At 64.1% G+C, this 15,579-nt stretch carries 12 protein-coding genes, 1 tRNA gene and 2 pseudogenes; 12 read left to right on the top strand and 3 right to left on the bottom strand.

Features of this window, described 5'->3' with window-relative positions; genetic code table 11:
* Positions 1 to 162: 162 nt before the first annotated feature.
* The 9 genes and pseudogenes from IVA80_RS38620 to IVA80_RS16280 all read left to right on the top strand — a co-directional run.
* Positions 163 to 579, top strand: a pseudogene (locus IVA80_RS38620) (transporter substrate-binding domain-containing protein); the annotation flags it as partial.
* A pseudogene (locus IVA80_RS38615) lies at positions 580 to 888 on the top strand (RidA family protein); the annotation flags it as partial.
* 1,071 nt (positions 889 to 1,959) lie between these two features.
* Entirely contained in the window at positions 1,960 to 2,328 is a 369-nt protein-coding gene (locus tag IVA80_RS16310; protein ID WP_247431873.1) for a hypothetical protein, read from the top strand.
* Positions 2,329 to 2,461: 133 nt separating this feature from the next.
* Positions 2,462 to 2,536, top strand: a tRNA-Asn gene (locus IVA80_RS16305).
* A 212-nt stretch (positions 2,537 to 2,748) separates the two neighbouring features.
* Positions 2,749 to 2,928 (top strand): hypothetical protein, encoded by a 180-nt coding sequence (locus tag IVA80_RS16300; RefSeq protein WP_247431870.1) that lies wholly within the window; start codon positions 2,749 to 2,751, stop codon positions 2,926 to 2,928.
* 146 nt (positions 2,929 to 3,074) lie between these two features.
* Entirely contained in the window at positions 3,075 to 3,737 is a 663-nt protein-coding gene (locus IVA80_RS16295; protein ID WP_247431867.1) for a protein-L-isoaspartate O-methyltransferase, read from the top strand.
* 218 nt (positions 3,738 to 3,955) lie between these two features.
* The gene (locus IVA80_RS16290; protein ID WP_247432102.1) at positions 3,956 to 5,341 is read left to right on the top strand and encodes a TolC family outer membrane protein; all 1,386 of its coding nucleotides are present in this window, start codon (positions 3,956 to 3,958) and stop codon (positions 5,339 to 5,341) included.
* A 305-nt stretch (positions 5,342 to 5,646) separates the two neighbouring features.
* Positions 5,647 to 6,423, top strand: a complete 777-nt coding sequence (locus IVA80_RS16285; protein ID WP_247431862.1) for a DUF2497 domain-containing protein — start codon at positions 5,647 to 5,649, stop codon at positions 6,421 to 6,423.
* 153 nt (positions 6,424 to 6,576) lie between these two features.
* Positions 6,577 to 9,453, top strand: coding sequence for a valine--tRNA ligase (locus IVA80_RS16280; protein WP_247431859.1), 2,877 nt, complete (start codon positions 6,577 to 6,579; stop codon positions 9,451 to 9,453).
* A 92-nt stretch (positions 9,454 to 9,545) separates the two neighbouring features.
* Here the strand turns inward: IVA80_RS16280 and IVA80_RS16275 are convergent, their stop codons facing one another.
* Complete coding sequence (locus tag IVA80_RS16275) at positions 9,546 to 10,148, bottom strand: DNA-3-methyladenine glycosylase (RefSeq protein WP_247431855.1); 603 nt, start codon at positions 10,146 to 10,148, stop codon at positions 9,546 to 9,548.
* A gap of 130 nt (positions 10,149 to 10,278) precedes the next feature.
* Here IVA80_RS16275 and lipA point away from each other — a divergent pair, with 130 nt between their 5' ends.
* The 3 genes from lipA (at position 10,279) to IVA80_RS16260 (ending at position 13,544) form a co-directional block, all read left to right on the top strand.
* Positions 10,279 to 11,235 carry a lipoyl synthase gene (gene lipA / locus IVA80_RS16270; RefSeq protein WP_247431853.1) on the top strand — a complete coding sequence of 319 codons (957 nt, stop codon included), beginning with the start codon at positions 10,279 to 10,281 and terminating at the stop codon, positions 11,233 to 11,235.
* Between the two features lie 6 nt (positions 11,236 to 11,241).
* Positions 11,242 to 11,712 (top strand): type II toxin-antitoxin system RatA family toxin, encoded by a 471-nt coding sequence (locus IVA80_RS16265; RefSeq protein ID WP_247431849.1) that lies wholly within the window; start codon positions 11,242 to 11,244, stop codon positions 11,710 to 11,712.
* A gap of 1,055 nt (positions 11,713 to 12,767) precedes the next feature.
* Positions 12,768 to 13,544, top strand: a complete 777-nt coding sequence (locus IVA80_RS16260; protein WP_247431846.1) for a mechanosensitive ion channel domain-containing protein — start codon at positions 12,768 to 12,770, stop codon at positions 13,542 to 13,544.
* Between the two features lie 6 nt (positions 13,545 to 13,550).
* Here IVA80_RS16260 and IVA80_RS16255 read toward each other — a convergent pair whose 3' ends face one another.
* The gene (locus IVA80_RS16255; protein ID WP_247431844.1) at positions 13,551 to 14,162 is read right to left on the bottom strand and encodes a CinA family protein; all 612 of its coding nucleotides are present in this window, start codon (positions 14,160 to 14,162) and stop codon (positions 13,551 to 13,553) included.
* Between the two features lie 3 nt (positions 14,163 to 14,165).
* On the bottom strand, positions 14,166 to 15,347 hold the full coding sequence (locus tag IVA80_RS16250) for a bifunctional 2-C-methyl-D-erythritol 4-phosphate cytidylyltransferase/2-C-methyl-D-erythritol 2,4-cyclodiphosphate synthase (protein ID WP_247431841.1): 1,182 nt from the start codon (positions 15,345 to 15,347) through the stop codon (positions 14,166 to 14,168).
* Positions 15,348 to 15,579 lie beyond the last annotated feature (232 nt).

Here is a 15,579-nt window from a genome sequence, read left to right as displayed (position 1 = left end):
CACGTACGAACAGTTTTTGTGCAGCCGCGTGCCCAAATGACGGGCTCCCTCCATCCAATTTTTTGTACGCCCGCGGACAAGCTTTTCGGTTCGCTCCCCACCTAGGCTCGCTCCCGAGATTTGGAACATGGCAGGCGCCATGACAATTCGAAGGAGCTGGACATGAAGAGACGGGTTCTGCCCCAGGCACGCCGGGCGACGGCATGCGTATCGCCGTGGAGCAAGGTTGCGCTCGGCGCCTCCATTGCTCTCGGCGTCGTCGCCGCAGCACCGCTGAGCGCGCACGCCGCGGCGCCTGCGGCCTGCGCCGCGCTCCAGGAGAAATATCCGGATTGGAAAGGCAAGACGCTGGTCAATGCCATCAATCCGCATACGCCGGGCTATGAGACGATCGATCCGAAGGATCCGAGCAAATATATCGGCTTCGACATCGATCTCGGCGAGGCCATCGGCGAATGTCTCGGCTTCAAGCTGACCTACAAGCCGGTGACGTTCGCGGCACTCCTCACCACGCTTGCCGCGGGACGAGCCGACATCGTCATCTCCGACATCTACGCCGCCAAGGAGCGCGCCAAGGCCGAGACCGACGGCTTTATATTCGTCACCGGCCAGATGCCGGACACATCGCAAACGCCGGGCGTGCTGCCGGACGGCATCGTCGCGCAGACCCGCGGTGATGGAAAACCTGAATGTGGTTCTCGCGGGCCTCGAGCACGTCGTGATGACGCGCATCTATCTCGCGCGCTTCAAGGAGGCTATACGGCGATGAACGAGACCTATTCCAGCTTCTTCGCGCCCGACCGCCTGCCGGCTCGCACCTGCGTCGGCGTCACCGGGCTTGCCTATGACGCCCTGATCGAGATCGACCTAGTGTGCCGGCGGCCGTGACGGTCCGCAGGGTGGGTTAGCCTTGCGGTTGCGCGAAGCGCAGGCGCTGGGCGTAACCCACCACTTCTGTTGACGCGGAGACTAAAGAGGTGGGTTACGCTTTCGCTAATTAACCCACCCTACAAGACCTTGCGTTGCCCGACGGGCAAAACACACGAACAACAGGTCAATCCGTCGCCGCAAAAATATTCCACTTTACCGAAATTCGGCTTTGGCGTATTCATGCGCCACCTCATCCCTGTCAGAAGGGCGTATCGCGATCGTCACGAAACGCGGGGTGAGTCGTGGTGGACGCTGGCAGCATCGGCGCGAAGGGCATCGCAGGGCGGGCAACCGTGAGCGAGGCCATCGCGCACACGACCGGTGCGGTCGGCGTACGGCAAAACCGTGTCGTCCTGACGCCCGGGGTCTGTGCGTCAAGTCTTGTGGTGATGTGGGTTGCCCGACCGGGCACGTGCGTCAGCCAACCGCAAGGCGACGGGGGCAATAGTGCATCGCTCCCCGGGGAGAACTCGGCATAAGCCGTAAAACCACTGCGCAGGGAAGGCCGGATGTCTTGGCTTCACCTGTATGCCGCTGTGCAGATTTTCTGACTGCAACTTCGCACAGTGGACCGTGGGTGCCAGCCGGCACCCGGTCTTCCCTGCACCCTCTGACAAGAGGGTGTCGCGATCAAGCAAAGCTCGGGCGAGAGGCCGCGAGAGTGCGCAGCTGTGTCTGCGCCGAACGAGTACGTTGGTGACGAACGGCATTGCCTGTTGCTCCGTCATTGCGAGCGCAGCGAAACAATCCAGAATCCCTCCGCGGAAAGATTCTGGATTGGGCGGCTTTCGCCCGGCGACGATCCCGTGAAGGCGCTGGTCGGCGCCGTGACCTATGAATGCCGGTTCATTGCTGCGGAGAATTCGAATCGATATGAACAGGCTCGTTGCGCGTCTCGCGTCGGGCAACAAGCCGGAATGCAGATCGATCGCGCTCCGGACGAATCTCTGGAGGTAACGCCATTTGTTGCTGCGGCGCCTGCGCCGATCGACGTCAGGCACCGGAGCCTCTTTCGATCGGAGGATTTATATGAAGTATTTTCTGTCTGGACTGATCGCGATCGGTCTTGCGATCGCCGCCGCGCCGTCGTTCGCGGCCGACTCCCGCAACGTCTCCGTCATCAACGAGACCGGCTATGCCATCAAGTTCCTGGGCTTCAATGCGCCGGACGATGGCATGGACGAATGGGACAATGAGCTCGAAAAGGTTTTGCAGAACCAGGCGAGCACCTATGTGGAGTTCGACGAGGACGACGAGGGATGCGTCTGGAACATCCGGGTCGACTGGCAGAATTATGACGAGACGGTCCTTTGGAAGAACGTCAACCTCTGCAAGTTCAACGCGCTGCGGCTGCGCTACGACCCCGGCACCAAGACGACTTCGTTCGTCGCCGAATAGTTTTGACCTGAGGTCAGGCGGAGAAGGGGCGCGGGCCCTTTCTCGACGCAATGTGCAAGACGGCGAATTCGTCCTTTGCAAGCGCAAGCGGCTTTGTTATACGCAGCCGCGCGCGAACGACTGGTTCGCCTTTTCCTCGGTAGCTCAGCGGTAGAGCATCCGACTGTTAATCGGATGGTCGCTGGTTCGAATCCAGCCCGGGGAGCCAAAATCCATCGTAGTTTCAGTGAGTTACGATGGCGGCTTCATGCGGCGGACGATCTCGCCATTGCAATCTCTGACGCGGTTTTCGCGATCCCGGCTTGGAACCACATTCAATCAGATGTGTGCAACGGCGACCTCACGCCACGAGGGCGGCGCCAAATCGACTCAATTGAAACCGAGCTTCGCCGCTGCCGGATTTTTACGGAGCTGATTCCCATGCCAGACATCCAGGTCGACCGTTCCCAGATAGCCCCCTCGATTCTGCCGGCCGACATTCCCGAGCTCAGCGACGATGAATGCCTCGCCTGTCTGGCACGTGCGGTCGAGACGCCCGATTCGGCGCGGCTCGACGAAGTCGCCGCTCTGATCGGTCGCCTCGCGGTGGCGATCGAATAATGCGTCCCGGCCCCCTGATGAGGTGAGTTGCGCAAGCCTGGGCTGCTGGCCCTGGGGCCAACGCACGTGTTGCGTTTTCGCGGAGCCTGTTCCAAAGATGCCGCCAACTTTCGTCCGCGGCATCGTCCGCATTGCAGGGTCCGCAAATGTCCGGTTTCTCGACCGCGCGCCTAAAAATGGTCGATGGCCAGGTGCGCACCAGTGACGTCACTGATCGCCGCGTTCTCGACGCCATGCTCACAGTTCCGCGCGAGGCGTTCGTGCCGGTTGCCAGGCAGGCATTGGCCTATCTCGACCTCGATCTCGACGTGAGCGAGGGCGGCGCCAAGCGTTTCCTGATCAAGCCGCAGCTGACTGGCAAGCTGCTTCAGGCCGCCGAAATCGGCGAGGGTGACAACGTTCTGGTGGTCGGCTGCGCCACGGGCTACCTCGCTGCGCTAGCGGCCAAGCTCGCCCGTCAGGTCACCGCGACGGAATGTGATTCGGTCCTGGCCGCGAAGGCCAAGGATGCTTGCGCCAGCCTTGGGCTCGCTAACGTCACTTGCAAGGCCGCGGCCTGCGCCGAAGGGGATCTTTCTGCAGCTCCCTACGACGTCATTATCCTCAATGGCGCGGTCGAGGTGGCGCCGGAGGCTCTGCTCGGGCAGCTTAGGGAGGGCGGGCGCCTCGTGGGGGTGTCTGCCCAATCCAGGCTGCCCCGGGCGATGATCGTGACCCGGATCCACGGTGAATTCGGCCATCGGGCGCTGTTCGATGCCGCAGCTCCGGTTCTTCCCGGACTGGAACGGGCCGCCGCTTTCGTCTTCTGACGGCCGTTGTGACGACTTTGGCCTGTTAAAATCCCGTTCTGAATCAGAAGTGTGGCCGGGATGCTGCACGTGAAGAGTTTCCACTGGGAACTACCTTGAGGTGGTTCCGTCGCGCCAATCCGCGTCCTATGTTGCGGCGGGGCAACGACTCCACTCGGTAGACGGTAACCCAGCTCGCGGGCACGAGCCGGGGCGTTAGAATGAACGGATTTTCAGGGATGCATGGGGTGAAGCTCTTCACCGGAGCTGCGGTTTCGGTCCTGTTGCTGGCGCTTGCCGGGCCGACGCCTGTCTTGGCAGACACGATCGAGTCCGCGCTGGTGCGCGCCTATCAGAACAACCCGCAGCTCAACGCGCAGCGCGCGCAAGTGCGCTCAACCGACGAGAACGTGCCGCAGGCGTTGTCGGGCTATCGCCCCAGGGTCGCACTGACGGCGAGCGGCGGCTATCAATATCAAGATCAGCAAAGCTCGGCAGGCACGGTGCCGTTCCATGGGACCACCGTCCCCCGCAGCGCCGGCGTGACCGTTACGCAGACGCTCTATAACGGCAACATCACCGCCAACAGGACACGCGCGGCGGAGAGCCAGGTTTCCGGGTCCCGCGAAGCGCTGCGCAGCCTCGATCAGAGTGTGCTGCTCCAGGGCGCCACGACCTACATGGACTATCTGCGCGATGCCGCCACGCTTGAAGTCCAGCGCAGCAACGTGCGCGTGCTCGAGCAGACGCTGAAGCAGACGCGCGATCGCTTCAATGTCGGCGAAGTGACGCGGACCGACGTTGCGCAATCGGAAGCGCAACTGGCTGCCGGCAGGACGCAGGCGCTCACCGCCGAAGCGAATCTCACTACGACGCGGGCGAACTTCCGCCGCATCATCGGCAACGAGCCGACGAACCTTGCGCCGGGCTCGCCGGTCGATCGTTTCCTGCCCGCAACGCTGGCATCGGCGGTCGAGCTCGGCCTCGTCGAACATCCCAACGTCACAGCAGCGATGTTCGGCATCGACGTCAATCACTTGCAGGTGAAGGTCGCCGAAGGCGCGCTGCTGCCGACGATTACGTTGCAGGCGGGCGCCACGCAGGCGAACGAACAGTCCTTGATTCAATACCGGGCGTTCAGCGCATCCGCGATCGCGCAGGCCAATTGGCAGCTCTATGATGGCGGCAATCAATATTCACTGATCCGTCAGTCCAAGGAAAACCTTGCGCAGCAGCGTCTCAATCTCGAAACGACCCGCGACCAGACGCGCGCGACGGTCGTACAGTGGTGGGGTTCGTTGCAGGCCGGCAAGGCGCAGGTGCAGTCCGCCCAGGCGCAGGTCACGGCGTCCGAGATCGCGCTGAACGGCGTGCGTGAAGAAGCCAAGGCCGGTCAGCGCACCACCCTCGACGTGCTCAATGCGCAGCAGGCGCTGGTCAATGCGCGCGTTGCGCTGGTGACCGCGCAGCACGACCGGGTCGTTGCATCTTACAACGTTCTTGCAGCCGTCGGCCGTCTCTCGCCGCAGGTCCTCGGCCTTGCGACCACGGTTTATGATCCGAGCGTTCACTACCAGCAGGTCCGTGACAGCTGGGCCGGCGTACGCACGCCAGACGGACGTTGAATCCCGTAATCGTCCGGTCGGCCTCGCGAACAGCCGAGGCCGACCGGCGCTTTGCTTGCAATCGTCAAAATCCCTGACATAGCCTTGCCAAGAAGGTGCGGGTCGATTCGCCTCGCACCCGATGTCGCGTGCGTAAAGCTTGAGTGCCGAGGGCAGGGGCGCCCCGCCGCACGTCGAGCCGTGAACTGGGGACAAGTCGGGCTGCCGCGACGAAAATGTCGGGGCGTCCGTTGCGGAACCGGCCAATCCGGTCGTGCTTGGTGTAAAACAACGCATGCGAGGGCGTTGATGATGTGGAGTCGGAGATGACGCAGCCTGCAAAGGTCACAGAACCCTCGATGGAGGAGATTCTGGCCTCAATCCGGCGCATCATTGCCGACGATGAGGCCAAGCCGCCGCCGGCAGAAGTTGCCAAGCCCGCGCCGGCGCCCGCCACGGCAGCGCCGAAGCCGCAAGCGATGAACGACATTCCGCCATCCAAAGTCGCTCCCGCAAAACCTGCCGCTGAAAAACCAGCACCGCCGCCGGCCGTAAAGCCCGCAGCACCGCCGCCGCCCGCGCCTGCGGCGGATGCCGAACCAAACAGCCAAGATGATATCGACGCGCTGCTGGCCGGGCTCGACTCAGCCACGCCAGCGCCCGAAGCCCGTGCTCCGGAACCCGAGCCGGAGCCCGAGCCCGACGTGCTCGAATTGACCGACGAAATGGCGATGGATCCGGAGCCGGCGCCGCCACCGCCGCCGCCGAGCTTCCGCAAGGTCGAACCCCGCGACGATCTGGAATTCGCCGAATCGCAGCCGCCGCGCCCGACGCCGTCACCGTCCTATGCGCCGGTGGACTTCGATGCGCCGCCGCTGCCGCCTCAACAGGCGATGCTGGCGCAATCGACGGTCTCGGCGGTCGAATCCGCCTTCAACTCCCTGGCTCACACCGTGCTCAGCAGCAATGCGCGGACGCTGGAGGATCTGGTCAAGGAGATGCTGCGTCCGATGCTGAAATCCTGGCTCGACGACAACCTGCCGGGTCTCGTTGAACGCATCGTGAAGGCCGAAATCGAGCGGGTCTCGCGCGGCGGCAGGTGAGGGCGGCTGCAGAGCCCTCATAATGCCCCGCTTGTGCGTCCCTATCTGGCCTGCCGACCGGGCCGGGAAACCGTTTTGCCGCCGGGCTTTCCGTTGACCTTCTCTTGGACCTTTTCGTTGACTTGCCCCCCGCGCGCGGCTTTCTAGCAGCCCATGATCGAGAAAAATTACCAGCCCGCCGATATCGAAGCCCGCATGTCCGTTGTGTGGGAGGACAGCCTTGCCTTCAAGGCCGACCGTCCCGACCGCCGCGACGCAGTTCCCTTTACCATCGTGATCCCGCCGCCGAACGTGACGGGCTCGCTGCACATGGGGCACGCCCTTAACAACACGCTGCAGGACATCCTGTGCCGCTTCGAGCGCATGCGCGGCCGCGACGTGCTGTGGCAGCCCGGTACCGACCATGCCGGCATCGCCACCCAGATGGTTGTCGAGCGGCAGTTGATGGAGCGCCAGCAGCCGGGCCGCCGCGAGATGGGCCGCGAGAAGTTTCTGGAGCGGGTCTGGCAATGGAAAGCCGAGAGCGGCGACACCATCATCAACCAGCTCAAGCGCCTCGGCGCCTCCTGCGACTGGTCGCGCGAACGCTTCACCATGGACGAGGGCCTGTCGAAGGCCGTCATCAAGGTGTTCGTCGAACTGCACCGCGACGGCCTGATCTACAAGGACAAGCGGCTGGTGAACTGGGACACCAAGCTGCTGACCGCGATCTCCGACCTCGAGGTACAGCAGACCGAGATCAAGGGCAGCCTCTGGTATCTGCGCTATCCGATCGAGGGCAAGATTTTCAGCCCCGAGGATCCCTCTAGCTTCATCGTCGTCGCCACCACGCGGCCCGAGACCATGCTGGGCGACACCGGCGTCGCCGTGCATCCCGATGACGAGCGCTATCAGAAGCTGGTCGGCAAGAACGTGATCCTGCCGCTGGTCGGCCGCAAGATTAAGATCGTCGCCGACGACTATTCCGATCCGGACAAGGGCTCGGGTGCGGTCAAGGTGACGCCGGCGCACGACTTCAACGATTTCGAGGTCGGCAATCGCCACGGCCTCGGCCGGATCAGCGTAATCGACAGGGAAGGTTGTCTCGATCTCCTCGACAACGAGGATTATCTGCGCGACCTGCCGGAAGGCGCTTCGCAGTTCGCCGAGGAGTTCAACAAGGTCGATCGCTTCGTGGCGCGCAAGCGCATCGTCGAGCGGCTGGAATCCTTCGGCTTCGTCGAGCGGATCGAGCCGCACACCCACATGGTGCCGCACGGCGACCGCTCGAACAGCGTGATCGAGCCCTATCTGACCGACCAGTGGTACGTCGACGCCAAGACGCTGGCAAAGCCCGCGATTGCGGCGGTGCGTTCGGGCGAAACGACGTTCGTGCCGAAGAACTGGGACAAGACCTATTACGAGTGGATGGAGAACATCCAGCCCTGGTGCATCTCGCGCCAGCTCTGGTGGGGTCATCAGATCCCGGCCTGGTACGGTCCGGACGGCAAGGTGTTCGTCGCCGAGACCGAGGAGGAGGCCGTCAGCCACGCGCTCGGCTATTACGTCGAGCAGGAGGTCATCACGGTCGAGCAGGGCCGCGAGATGGCGCTCGACCGCAACAAGCGCGAAGGCTTCATCACCCGCGACGAGGACGTGCTCGACACCTGGTTCTCCTCGGCGCTGTGGCCGTTCTCCACGCTCGGCTGGCCCGAGGACGCGCCTGAAGTGCAGCGCTATTACCCGACCAACGCGCTGGTGACCGGCTTCGACATCATCTTCTTCTGGGTTGCCCGGATGATGATGATGGGCCTGCACTTCATGAAGGAGGTGCCGTTCTCGACGATCTACATCCACGCCCTCGTCCGCGACGAGAAGGGTGCCAAGATGTCGAAGTCGAAGGGCAACGTCATCGATCCGCTCAACCTGATCGACGAATATGGCGCGGACGCGCTGCGCTTCACGCTGGCCGCGATGGCGGCGCAGGGACGCGACATCAAGCTCGCCACCAGCCGTGTCGAGGGTTACCGGAATTTCGCGACAAAACTCTGGAATGCGTCCCGATTCGCGGAGATGAACAACTGCGCCGTGCCCGAGGGCTTCGAGCCGGCGAAGGCCAAGGAGACGCTGAACCGCTGGATCGCGCATGAGAGCGCCCACACAACGCGCGAAGTGACCGAGGCGATCGAAGCCTATCGCTTCAACGATGCCGCAGGCGCCATCTACCGCTTCGTCTGGAACGTCTATTGCGATTGGTACGTCGAACTCGCAAAGCCCGTGCTGCTCGGTCCGGACACCCCTGCCAAGGACGAAACCCGCGCCATGGTCGCCTGGGCGCGCGACGAGATCCTGAAGCTGCTGCACCCCTTCATGCCCTTCATCACCGAAGAGCTGTGGGAGGTGACGGCCAAGCGCGACGGCCTGCTCGCGCTGGCTGAGTGGCCGCTGAAGCCGGCCGATCCGTCGCCGGAGCAACTGGCGATCCTCGCCGCGGCGGCAGGTCCCACCGATCCGCTGATTTCGCCGGCGTTGATCATGCCGATCTTCGACCATGCCGACTTCTCCGATCCGAAGGCGGAGGCCGAGATCGGCTGGGTGATCGACCTCGTCACGCAGATCCGCTCGGTGCGCGCCGAGATGAACATCCCGCCTGCAACGCTGACGGCGCTGGTGCTCGCGGGCGCCTCGGCCGAGACCAGGGACCGCGCGCCGCGCTGGACCGAAATCATCAAGCGGATGGCCCGGCTGTCCGACATCTCCTTCGCCGATCGCGCGCCTGATGGCGCGGTTCAGCTGCTCGTGCGCGGCGAGGTGGCGGCGCTGCCGCTGAAGGGCGTGATCGACGTCGCCGCCGAGCGCGCGCGCCTCGACAAGGAGATCGCGAAGGCCGACGCCGACATCAAGCGCGCCGAGTCCAAGCTGGCGAACGAGAAGTTCGTCGCCAACGCAGCCGAAGAGGTCGTCGAGGAGGAGCGCGAAAAGCGCGAGGCGGCGCTGGCCCGCAAGGCCAAGCTGCTGGAGGCGCTGGAGCGGCTGAAGCAGGCGTCTTAGAGTATGATCCGGAAAAGTGTGCAGCGGTTTTCCGGAAAGATCATGCTCAAACAACAACCTAAAGCGCGATGACGCTTCATCGCGCTTTCGGCCTACTTCGGAAACGGCTTGCTCAGGAATTTCGAACCCTTGACGCCGTAGCGCCAGGGCAGCTCGATCGCCTTGGTGATACCGATCCGGATGCCGGCCGCCACCTCCACATCCTCCGTCCGCGCATGCAGCGCGATCGGCGGCCGGTCCAGCGGCAGGGCGTTGTGCGCGATGGTGATGCCGAGCGCTTCGGTCAACTTGCCCGGGCCCGAGCACAGCGCGTGCAGGTCCTGGAGATGGCGGCGGCGGCGCATCGCGGCGATCCCATGCGTCGGCTCCAGCGCGCGGATCAGCACGGCACTGGCTGAGCCTTCCTCCTCGCAGACGAAGTTCACGCACCAGTGGATACCGTAGGAGCGGTAGACATAGGCAAAGCCGGGTGGGCCGAACATCACCTGGTTCCGCGGCGTCGGGCCATTGTAGGAGTGCGCCGCCGGCTCGGTATGATGATAGGCCTCGACCTCGACGACGAGGCCGCCGACGCCGTTGACCAGCATGGTGGCACCGATCAGGTCGGATGCGACCTCGCTGACGTTGCGGTCGAAAAAGGCACGCTTCAGGGCTTTGCCGAGCGGCGGTGGTGATGTCTTCGAGATTGCAGCCATTCGAGATGAGAATCGCCAGAGAACAGAGCAGGATATTGCCCATATCTGCCATGTTCCCTGAAGCGGCGCGAGCCGGGTTGCGGCTGGCAACCAGACCGATTAGGTAGAACCTGAACAGACCGGACACCCCATGGTCGTTATCGTCGACACTATCTCGAACCCTTTGCGCCCGCGTCACCCTGAAAAGGTGAACCGCCCCGACTCCGCTTCGCCGCCGAAGCCGGACTGGATCCGCGTGCGCGCGCCCAACACCCGCGGCTATGCCGACACCCGCAACATCGTGCGCGCCAATGGCCTGCACACGGTGTGCGAGGAGGCGGGCTGCCCCAATATCGGCGAGTGCTGGGACAAGAAGCACGCGACCTTCATGATCATGGGGGACACCTGCACCCGCGCCTGCGCCTTCTGCAACGTCAAGACCGGCCTGCCCAACGCGCTGGATGCGGCCGAGCCGCAGAACGTCGCCGAGGCCGTCGCCAAGCTGGGGCTGGCCCACGTCGTCATCACGTCGGTCGACCGCGACGATCTTGCCGATGGCGGTGCCGAGCATTTCGCCCAGACCATCCGCGCCATCCGCGCCGCCTGTCCCTCGACCACGATCGAGATCCTGACGCCGGACTTCCTGCGCAAGGAGGGGGCGCTGGGGGTCGTCGTCGCGGCCCGGCCCGACGTCTTCAACCACAATCTCGAGACCGTGCCGTCGCGCTATCTCACGGTGCGGCCCGGCGCACGCTATTTCCACTCGATCCGGCTGTTGCAACGGGTCAAGGAGCTCGATCCCACCATCTTCACCAAGTCCGGCATCATGGTCGGCCTCGGCGAGGAGCGCCACGAAGTGCAGCAGGTGATGGACGATCTGCGCTCTGCCGACGTCGATTTCCTGACCGTCGGGCAATATCTCCAGCCGACCCGCAAGCACCACGCCGTCATGCGCTACGTGCCGCCGGACGAGTTTTCGTCCTACGAGAAGATCGCCTACACCAAGGGCTTCCTGATGGTGTCGGCAAGCCCGCTCACCCGCTCGTCGCATCATGCCGGCGAGGACTTTGCGAGACTGAAGGCCGCGCGGGCCGCGACTGCCCGCTGAACCGCTATGCCCAAATTTTCGAGCAAGCGCCGTGTCCATCACAGCGCATCCGAGATGTTCGATCTGGTCGCCGATGTCGAGCGCTATCCGGAATTCGTGCCGCTGTGCGGCGCGCTCAAGGTCCGCCAGCGGATGGCCAAACCCGACGGCACGGAGGTGCTGGTCGCCGACATGACAGTGTCTTTCAAGCTGGTCAAGGAGTCCTTCACCAGCCGCGTGACGCTCGATCGCGCCAATTTGAAGATCCTGGTCGAATATCTGCAAGGTCCCTTCAGCAATTTGGAAAACCGCTGGACGTTCGAGTCCAAGGGTGAGGGCGTCTGCGACGTTGGCTTCTTCCTCTCCTACGAGTTCCGGAGCCGCATGCTGGCGATGCTGATGGGCTCGATGTTCGACGCCGCGTTCGCGCGCTTTTCCACCGCGTTCGAGAAGCGAGCGGATGCGATCTACGGCCGGCCGAAGGTGGCGTCGTCGTAGTCTTCGGTTGGGCGCTCTCCCTCCGCCGTCATTGCGAGGAGCCCTTGCGACGAAGCAATCCAGAATCTCTCCGCGGAAAGATTCTGGATTGCTTCGCTGCGCTCGCAATGACAATGGGACTCAATCCACCACCTTCGGACTGCCGGTCTTGTCGAGGCTGCCATGGCACGAACCGCAGGGGGCGATTCCGCATCGGCGTCGGAGGCGAATCACGATGTTTGGTCGCGCCTGCACATTTGCGACCACGACCGATTTCGACAAATTTGAATTTGCGTGGTCTTTGAAAGCAAGCATGATCTCGCATCCTCGCGGCTTGTTTCGCCCGAGCTTTGCTTCATTGCGACACCCTCTTCTGTCAGAGGGCACAGGGAAGACCGGGTGCCGGCTGGCACCCGCGGTCCGCTGCGCGAAGGTTGCGCTATAAGACTGCACAGCGGCATACAGGTGAAGCCAAACAACCGGTCTTCCCTGCGCAGTGGTTTTACGGCTTATGCCGAGCTCTCCCCGGGGAGCGATGCACTATTGCCCCCGTCGCCTTGCGGTTGGCTGACGCACGTGCCCGGTCGGGCAGCCCACATCACCACAAGACTTGACGCACAGACCCCGGGCGTCAGGACGACACGGTTTTGCCGTACGCCGACCGCACCGGTCGTGTGCGCGATGGCCTCGCTCACGGTTTCCCGCCCTGCAATGCCCTTCGCGCCGATGCTGCCAGCGTCCACCACAGCTCACCCCGCGCTTCGTGACGATCGCGATACGCCCCTCTGACAGGGATGAGGTGGCGCATGAATACGCCAAAGCCGAATTTCGGTAAAGTGGAATATTTTTGCGGCGACGGATTGACCGCTGTTTTGGGTGTTTTGCCCGACGGGCAGCGCAAGGTCTTGTAGCCTGGATGGAGCGCAGCGCAATCCGGCGGCCTCCGAAGCCGCGGCGACAAACCGGATTGCGCTTCTCTCCATCCGCGCTACGAGGCCCGTGTTCCCCCTCCACAATCGCCGGGATCAATTTCCGCAGCCGCGAGTTCTCAACGGATTGTCAGCCTCGGTGCCGCCATGACCGTCAATTTCGACACGCTGAAACCGTCGCTCGTCCTGTATGGATTGAACGCGATCTACGCGATCCTGCTGCTGGCGATCGGCTGGTATCTGTCCGGCGCAATACAGCGTTTCATCACGCGCGTGTTGAGCATTGCGCACAGGGTCGATCCGCTCGTGACATTGTTTGTCTCCAGCGTTGCGGGGTATGGCGTGCTGGCGATCGTCGGCATCGCCGTGCTTCAGCTATTCGGCATCCAAACCGCGAGCCTCGTCGCCGTGCTGGGCGCGACATCACTCGCCATTGGTCTGGCGTTACAGGGCACGCTGTCCAATCTCGCCGCTGGCGTGATGCTGCTGCTGTTCCGGCCCTTCAACATCGGCGACGACGTCGAGGTCGGCGGCAAGGCGGGGAAGGTCAGATCGCTGTCGCTATTCATGACCGAGCTTGTCGCGCCCGACAACACGCAGATACTGCTTCCGAACGGGCAGGTGTGGGGCGCAGCGATCATCAATCACAGCGCCTATCCCGGGACGGGCGAGGTCAAGGTGACGTTTCCGGTCAGGGCCGGATCGGCCAACGCGCTCGCTGACCAGATCCTGAAGGAGTTGCGCGACGATCCCCGCATCGACGATCGGGCCGCGCTCTCCGTCAATGTGTCGAAAGTGATCGCCGCCGATCCCGCAGCGCCCGTCGTGGAGCTGACGGTCAGCGCGAAGGCGAAGCCGGGCGACGCCGATGCGGTCAAGCAGCGCGTGCTCGACCATGCGAGCACGCTGCTCGCGGCGGCGTGAGGCGCCTCAGCCTCGCGGCGACCGCGGCGGCCGTCGCTTTGCCACATGCCGGCGCGGCGAGCGTGTCACGCGGGGACGCAGGCGGGTTGCCGCGGCGGCGCGGCGCGGCTTGGGCTGGGCCTTCGGGCCGCGGGCGAGGTCCATCAGCATGCGCAGCGCCTCCACCACGGAGCGCTGGCGGACGGCGGTGCGGCCGATCGCGCCAAAGCGATGCTCGCGGTGGACGATGCGGCCGTCGCGCGCAGCAACGGCAAAATGGACGAGGCCGACCGGCTTGCCGGGCGTGGCGCCGCCGGGGCCGGCAATGCCGGTGATGGCGACCGCGAGATCGACGTCGGCGCGCTCCAGCGCGCCGACCGCCATTGCGGTTGCGGTTTCCTTGCTGACCGCGCCGAAATTCGTGAGCGTGCTGGCCTCGACCCCGAGCATCGCGCGCTTGGCGTCATTGGAATAAGTGACGAAGCCGCGGTCGATGACGTCGGAGGAGCCGGGGATGTCGGTCAGCGCGCCGGCGACCAACCCGCCGGTGCAGGACTCGGCGGTCGCGATCGTCAGCTTGCGCATCCGGCACAGATCGAGCAGCGAGCGGGAGAGGGCGCGTGCGTCGCTGCCGCCCATGATCTAGAGGCTCCAGGGCAGGCGGATGGTGGCGCTCGCGGTGGCCGCGATGCCTTCCTCGCGGCCGGTGAAGCCGAGCCGCTCGCTGGTCGTCGCCTTCACCGCGACGCGGGAGATGTCGACCTCGGAAATCTCGGCGATGCGGGCGCGCATGGTGTCGCGCAGCGGCCCGATCTTCGGCCGCTCGCAGATCATCGTCACCTCGAGGTTGGACACGCGGCCGCCGCGCTGCGTCACGCGGTCGATGGCATATTTCAGAAATTGGTCGGAGGAGGCGCCCCTCCACCTCGCATCGCTCGGCGGGAAGTGCGAGCCGATGTCGCCGTCAGCCAGCGCGCCGAGGATGGCGTCGACCAGCGCATGCAGGCCGACATCGCCGTCGGAATGGGCGAGGAAGCCTTTGGTGTGCGGCACCCGCACGCCGCAGATCATGAGATGGTCGCCTTCGCCGAAGGCGTGCACGTCGTAGCCCGTCCCAGTCCTGATGTCGCCGAGCAGGCTGGCCATGCGCGCTTCCTCGCGCACGAAATCCTCGGGAGTGGTGAGCTTCATATTGGCAACATCGCCTTCAAACGTTGCAACCGTCAATCCCGCCCATTCGGCAATCGCGGCATCGTCGGTGAAATCGCTGCGTCCGTCCTTTGCCGCGCGACGATGCGCCTCGAGGATGACGTTGAAACGAAAGGATTGCGGCGTCTGCGCGATTCGCAGGCGGGCCCGGTCCGGCGTGTCCTCGATATGGCCGCTCGCGCCGGTGACCTTGATCGTGTCGGTGACGGGAACGACGGGGATCGCAGCGCCGGTGCGGCTGGCCGCCTCGATTGCGCGCGAGATCACGCCTTCCGAGACGAAGGGCCGCGCGGCGTCGTGGATCAGGACGATATCGGGCTCGTGATTTGCGAGCGCCTCAAGACCCGCCAGCACGGAGGCCTGCCGCGTCGCGCCGCCATTCGTCGGCGGCTCGTGGCTGAGTCCTGCGACCGTTGCCGTAAACATCGCGCTGTCGTCGGGGTTCACCACCGGCTGAACTGCAAACACGTGGGGGTGGCGGCTGAAGGCTTCCATGGCGCGATAGATCACGGGCACGCCGCCGATCTCGCGATATTGCTTGGGACCACCGGCACCTGCGCGCAGGCCGCGTCCGGCCGCGACGAGGACGACTGCGGTGCGCTGTGATTTCGCCATAGGACTCAAATACTCGATTGGTGATGAAGAGGGTCGGGGAGTGGGGTTGATTGCCGCATGCCTCTAGCACGGCAGGCCCGCAAAAAAAGGGGGTTTCCCCGGATTGTGGGAGACAGCATTTTTGCTGCACTGCACTTGAAAGATTTACAGAACTGTCTAAACTGTAGGCATGACGCTTGACTGCACAAGAATTGTGCGCAAGATGGGTCATGGCAGGCGCGATGAGGCCCTG

The sequence above is a fragment of the Bradyrhizobium sp. 139 genome (genome assembly GCF_023074175.1).
GTDB lineage: Bacteria > Pseudomonadota > Alphaproteobacteria > Rhizobiales > Xanthobacteraceae > Bradyrhizobium.
Note: the sequence above shows the minus strand (reverse complement) of the source record. Positions and strands in the feature narration are given on the sequence as shown.

Bases quoted from the DNA above. Each gene is read 5' to 3' on its own strand.
- IVA80_RS16290 (WP_247432102.1), top strand. From the start codon at position 3,956: ATGCATGGGGTGAAGCTCTTCACCGGAGCTGCGGTTTCGGTCCTGTTG.
- IVA80_RS16280 (WP_247431859.1), top strand. From the start codon at position 6,577: ATGATCGAGAAAAATTACCAGCCCGCCGATATCGAAGCCCGCATGTCC.
- IVA80_RS16260 (WP_247431846.1), top strand. From the start codon at position 12,768: ATGACCGTCAATTTCGACACGCTGAAACCGTCGCTCGTCCTGTATGGA.
- IVA80_RS16300 (WP_247431870.1), top strand. From the start codon at position 2,749: ATGCCAGACATCCAGGTCGACCGTTCCCAGATAGCCCCCTCGATTCTG.
- IVA80_RS16310 (WP_247431873.1), top strand. From the start codon at position 1,960: ATGAAGTATTTTCTGTCTGGACTGATCGCGATCGGTCTTGCGATCGCC.
- IVA80_RS16255 (WP_247431844.1), bottom strand. From the start codon at position 14,162: ATGGGCGGCAGCGACGCACGCGCCCTCTCCCGCTCGCTGCTCGATCTG.
- IVA80_RS16265 (WP_247431849.1), top strand. From the start codon at position 11,242: ATGCCCAAATTTTCGAGCAAGCGCCGTGTCCATCACAGCGCATCCGAG.
- IVA80_RS16295 (WP_247431867.1), top strand. From the start codon at position 3,075: ATGTCCGGTTTCTCGACCGCGCGCCTAAAAATGGTCGATGGCCAGGTG.
- lipA (WP_247431853.1), top strand. From the start codon at position 10,279: ATGGTCGTTATCGTCGACACTATCTCGAACCCTTTGCGCCCGCGTCAC.
- IVA80_RS16250 (WP_247431841.1), bottom strand. From the start codon at position 15,347: ATGGCGAAATCACAGCGCACCGCAGTCGTCCTCGTCGCGGCCGGACGC.
- IVA80_RS16285 (WP_247431862.1), top strand. From the start codon at position 5,647: ATGACGCAGCCTGCAAAGGTCACAGAACCCTCGATGGAGGAGATTCTG.
- IVA80_RS16275 (WP_247431855.1), bottom strand. From the start codon at position 10,148: ATGGCTGCAATCTCGAAGACATCACCACCGCCGCTCGGCAAAGCCCTG.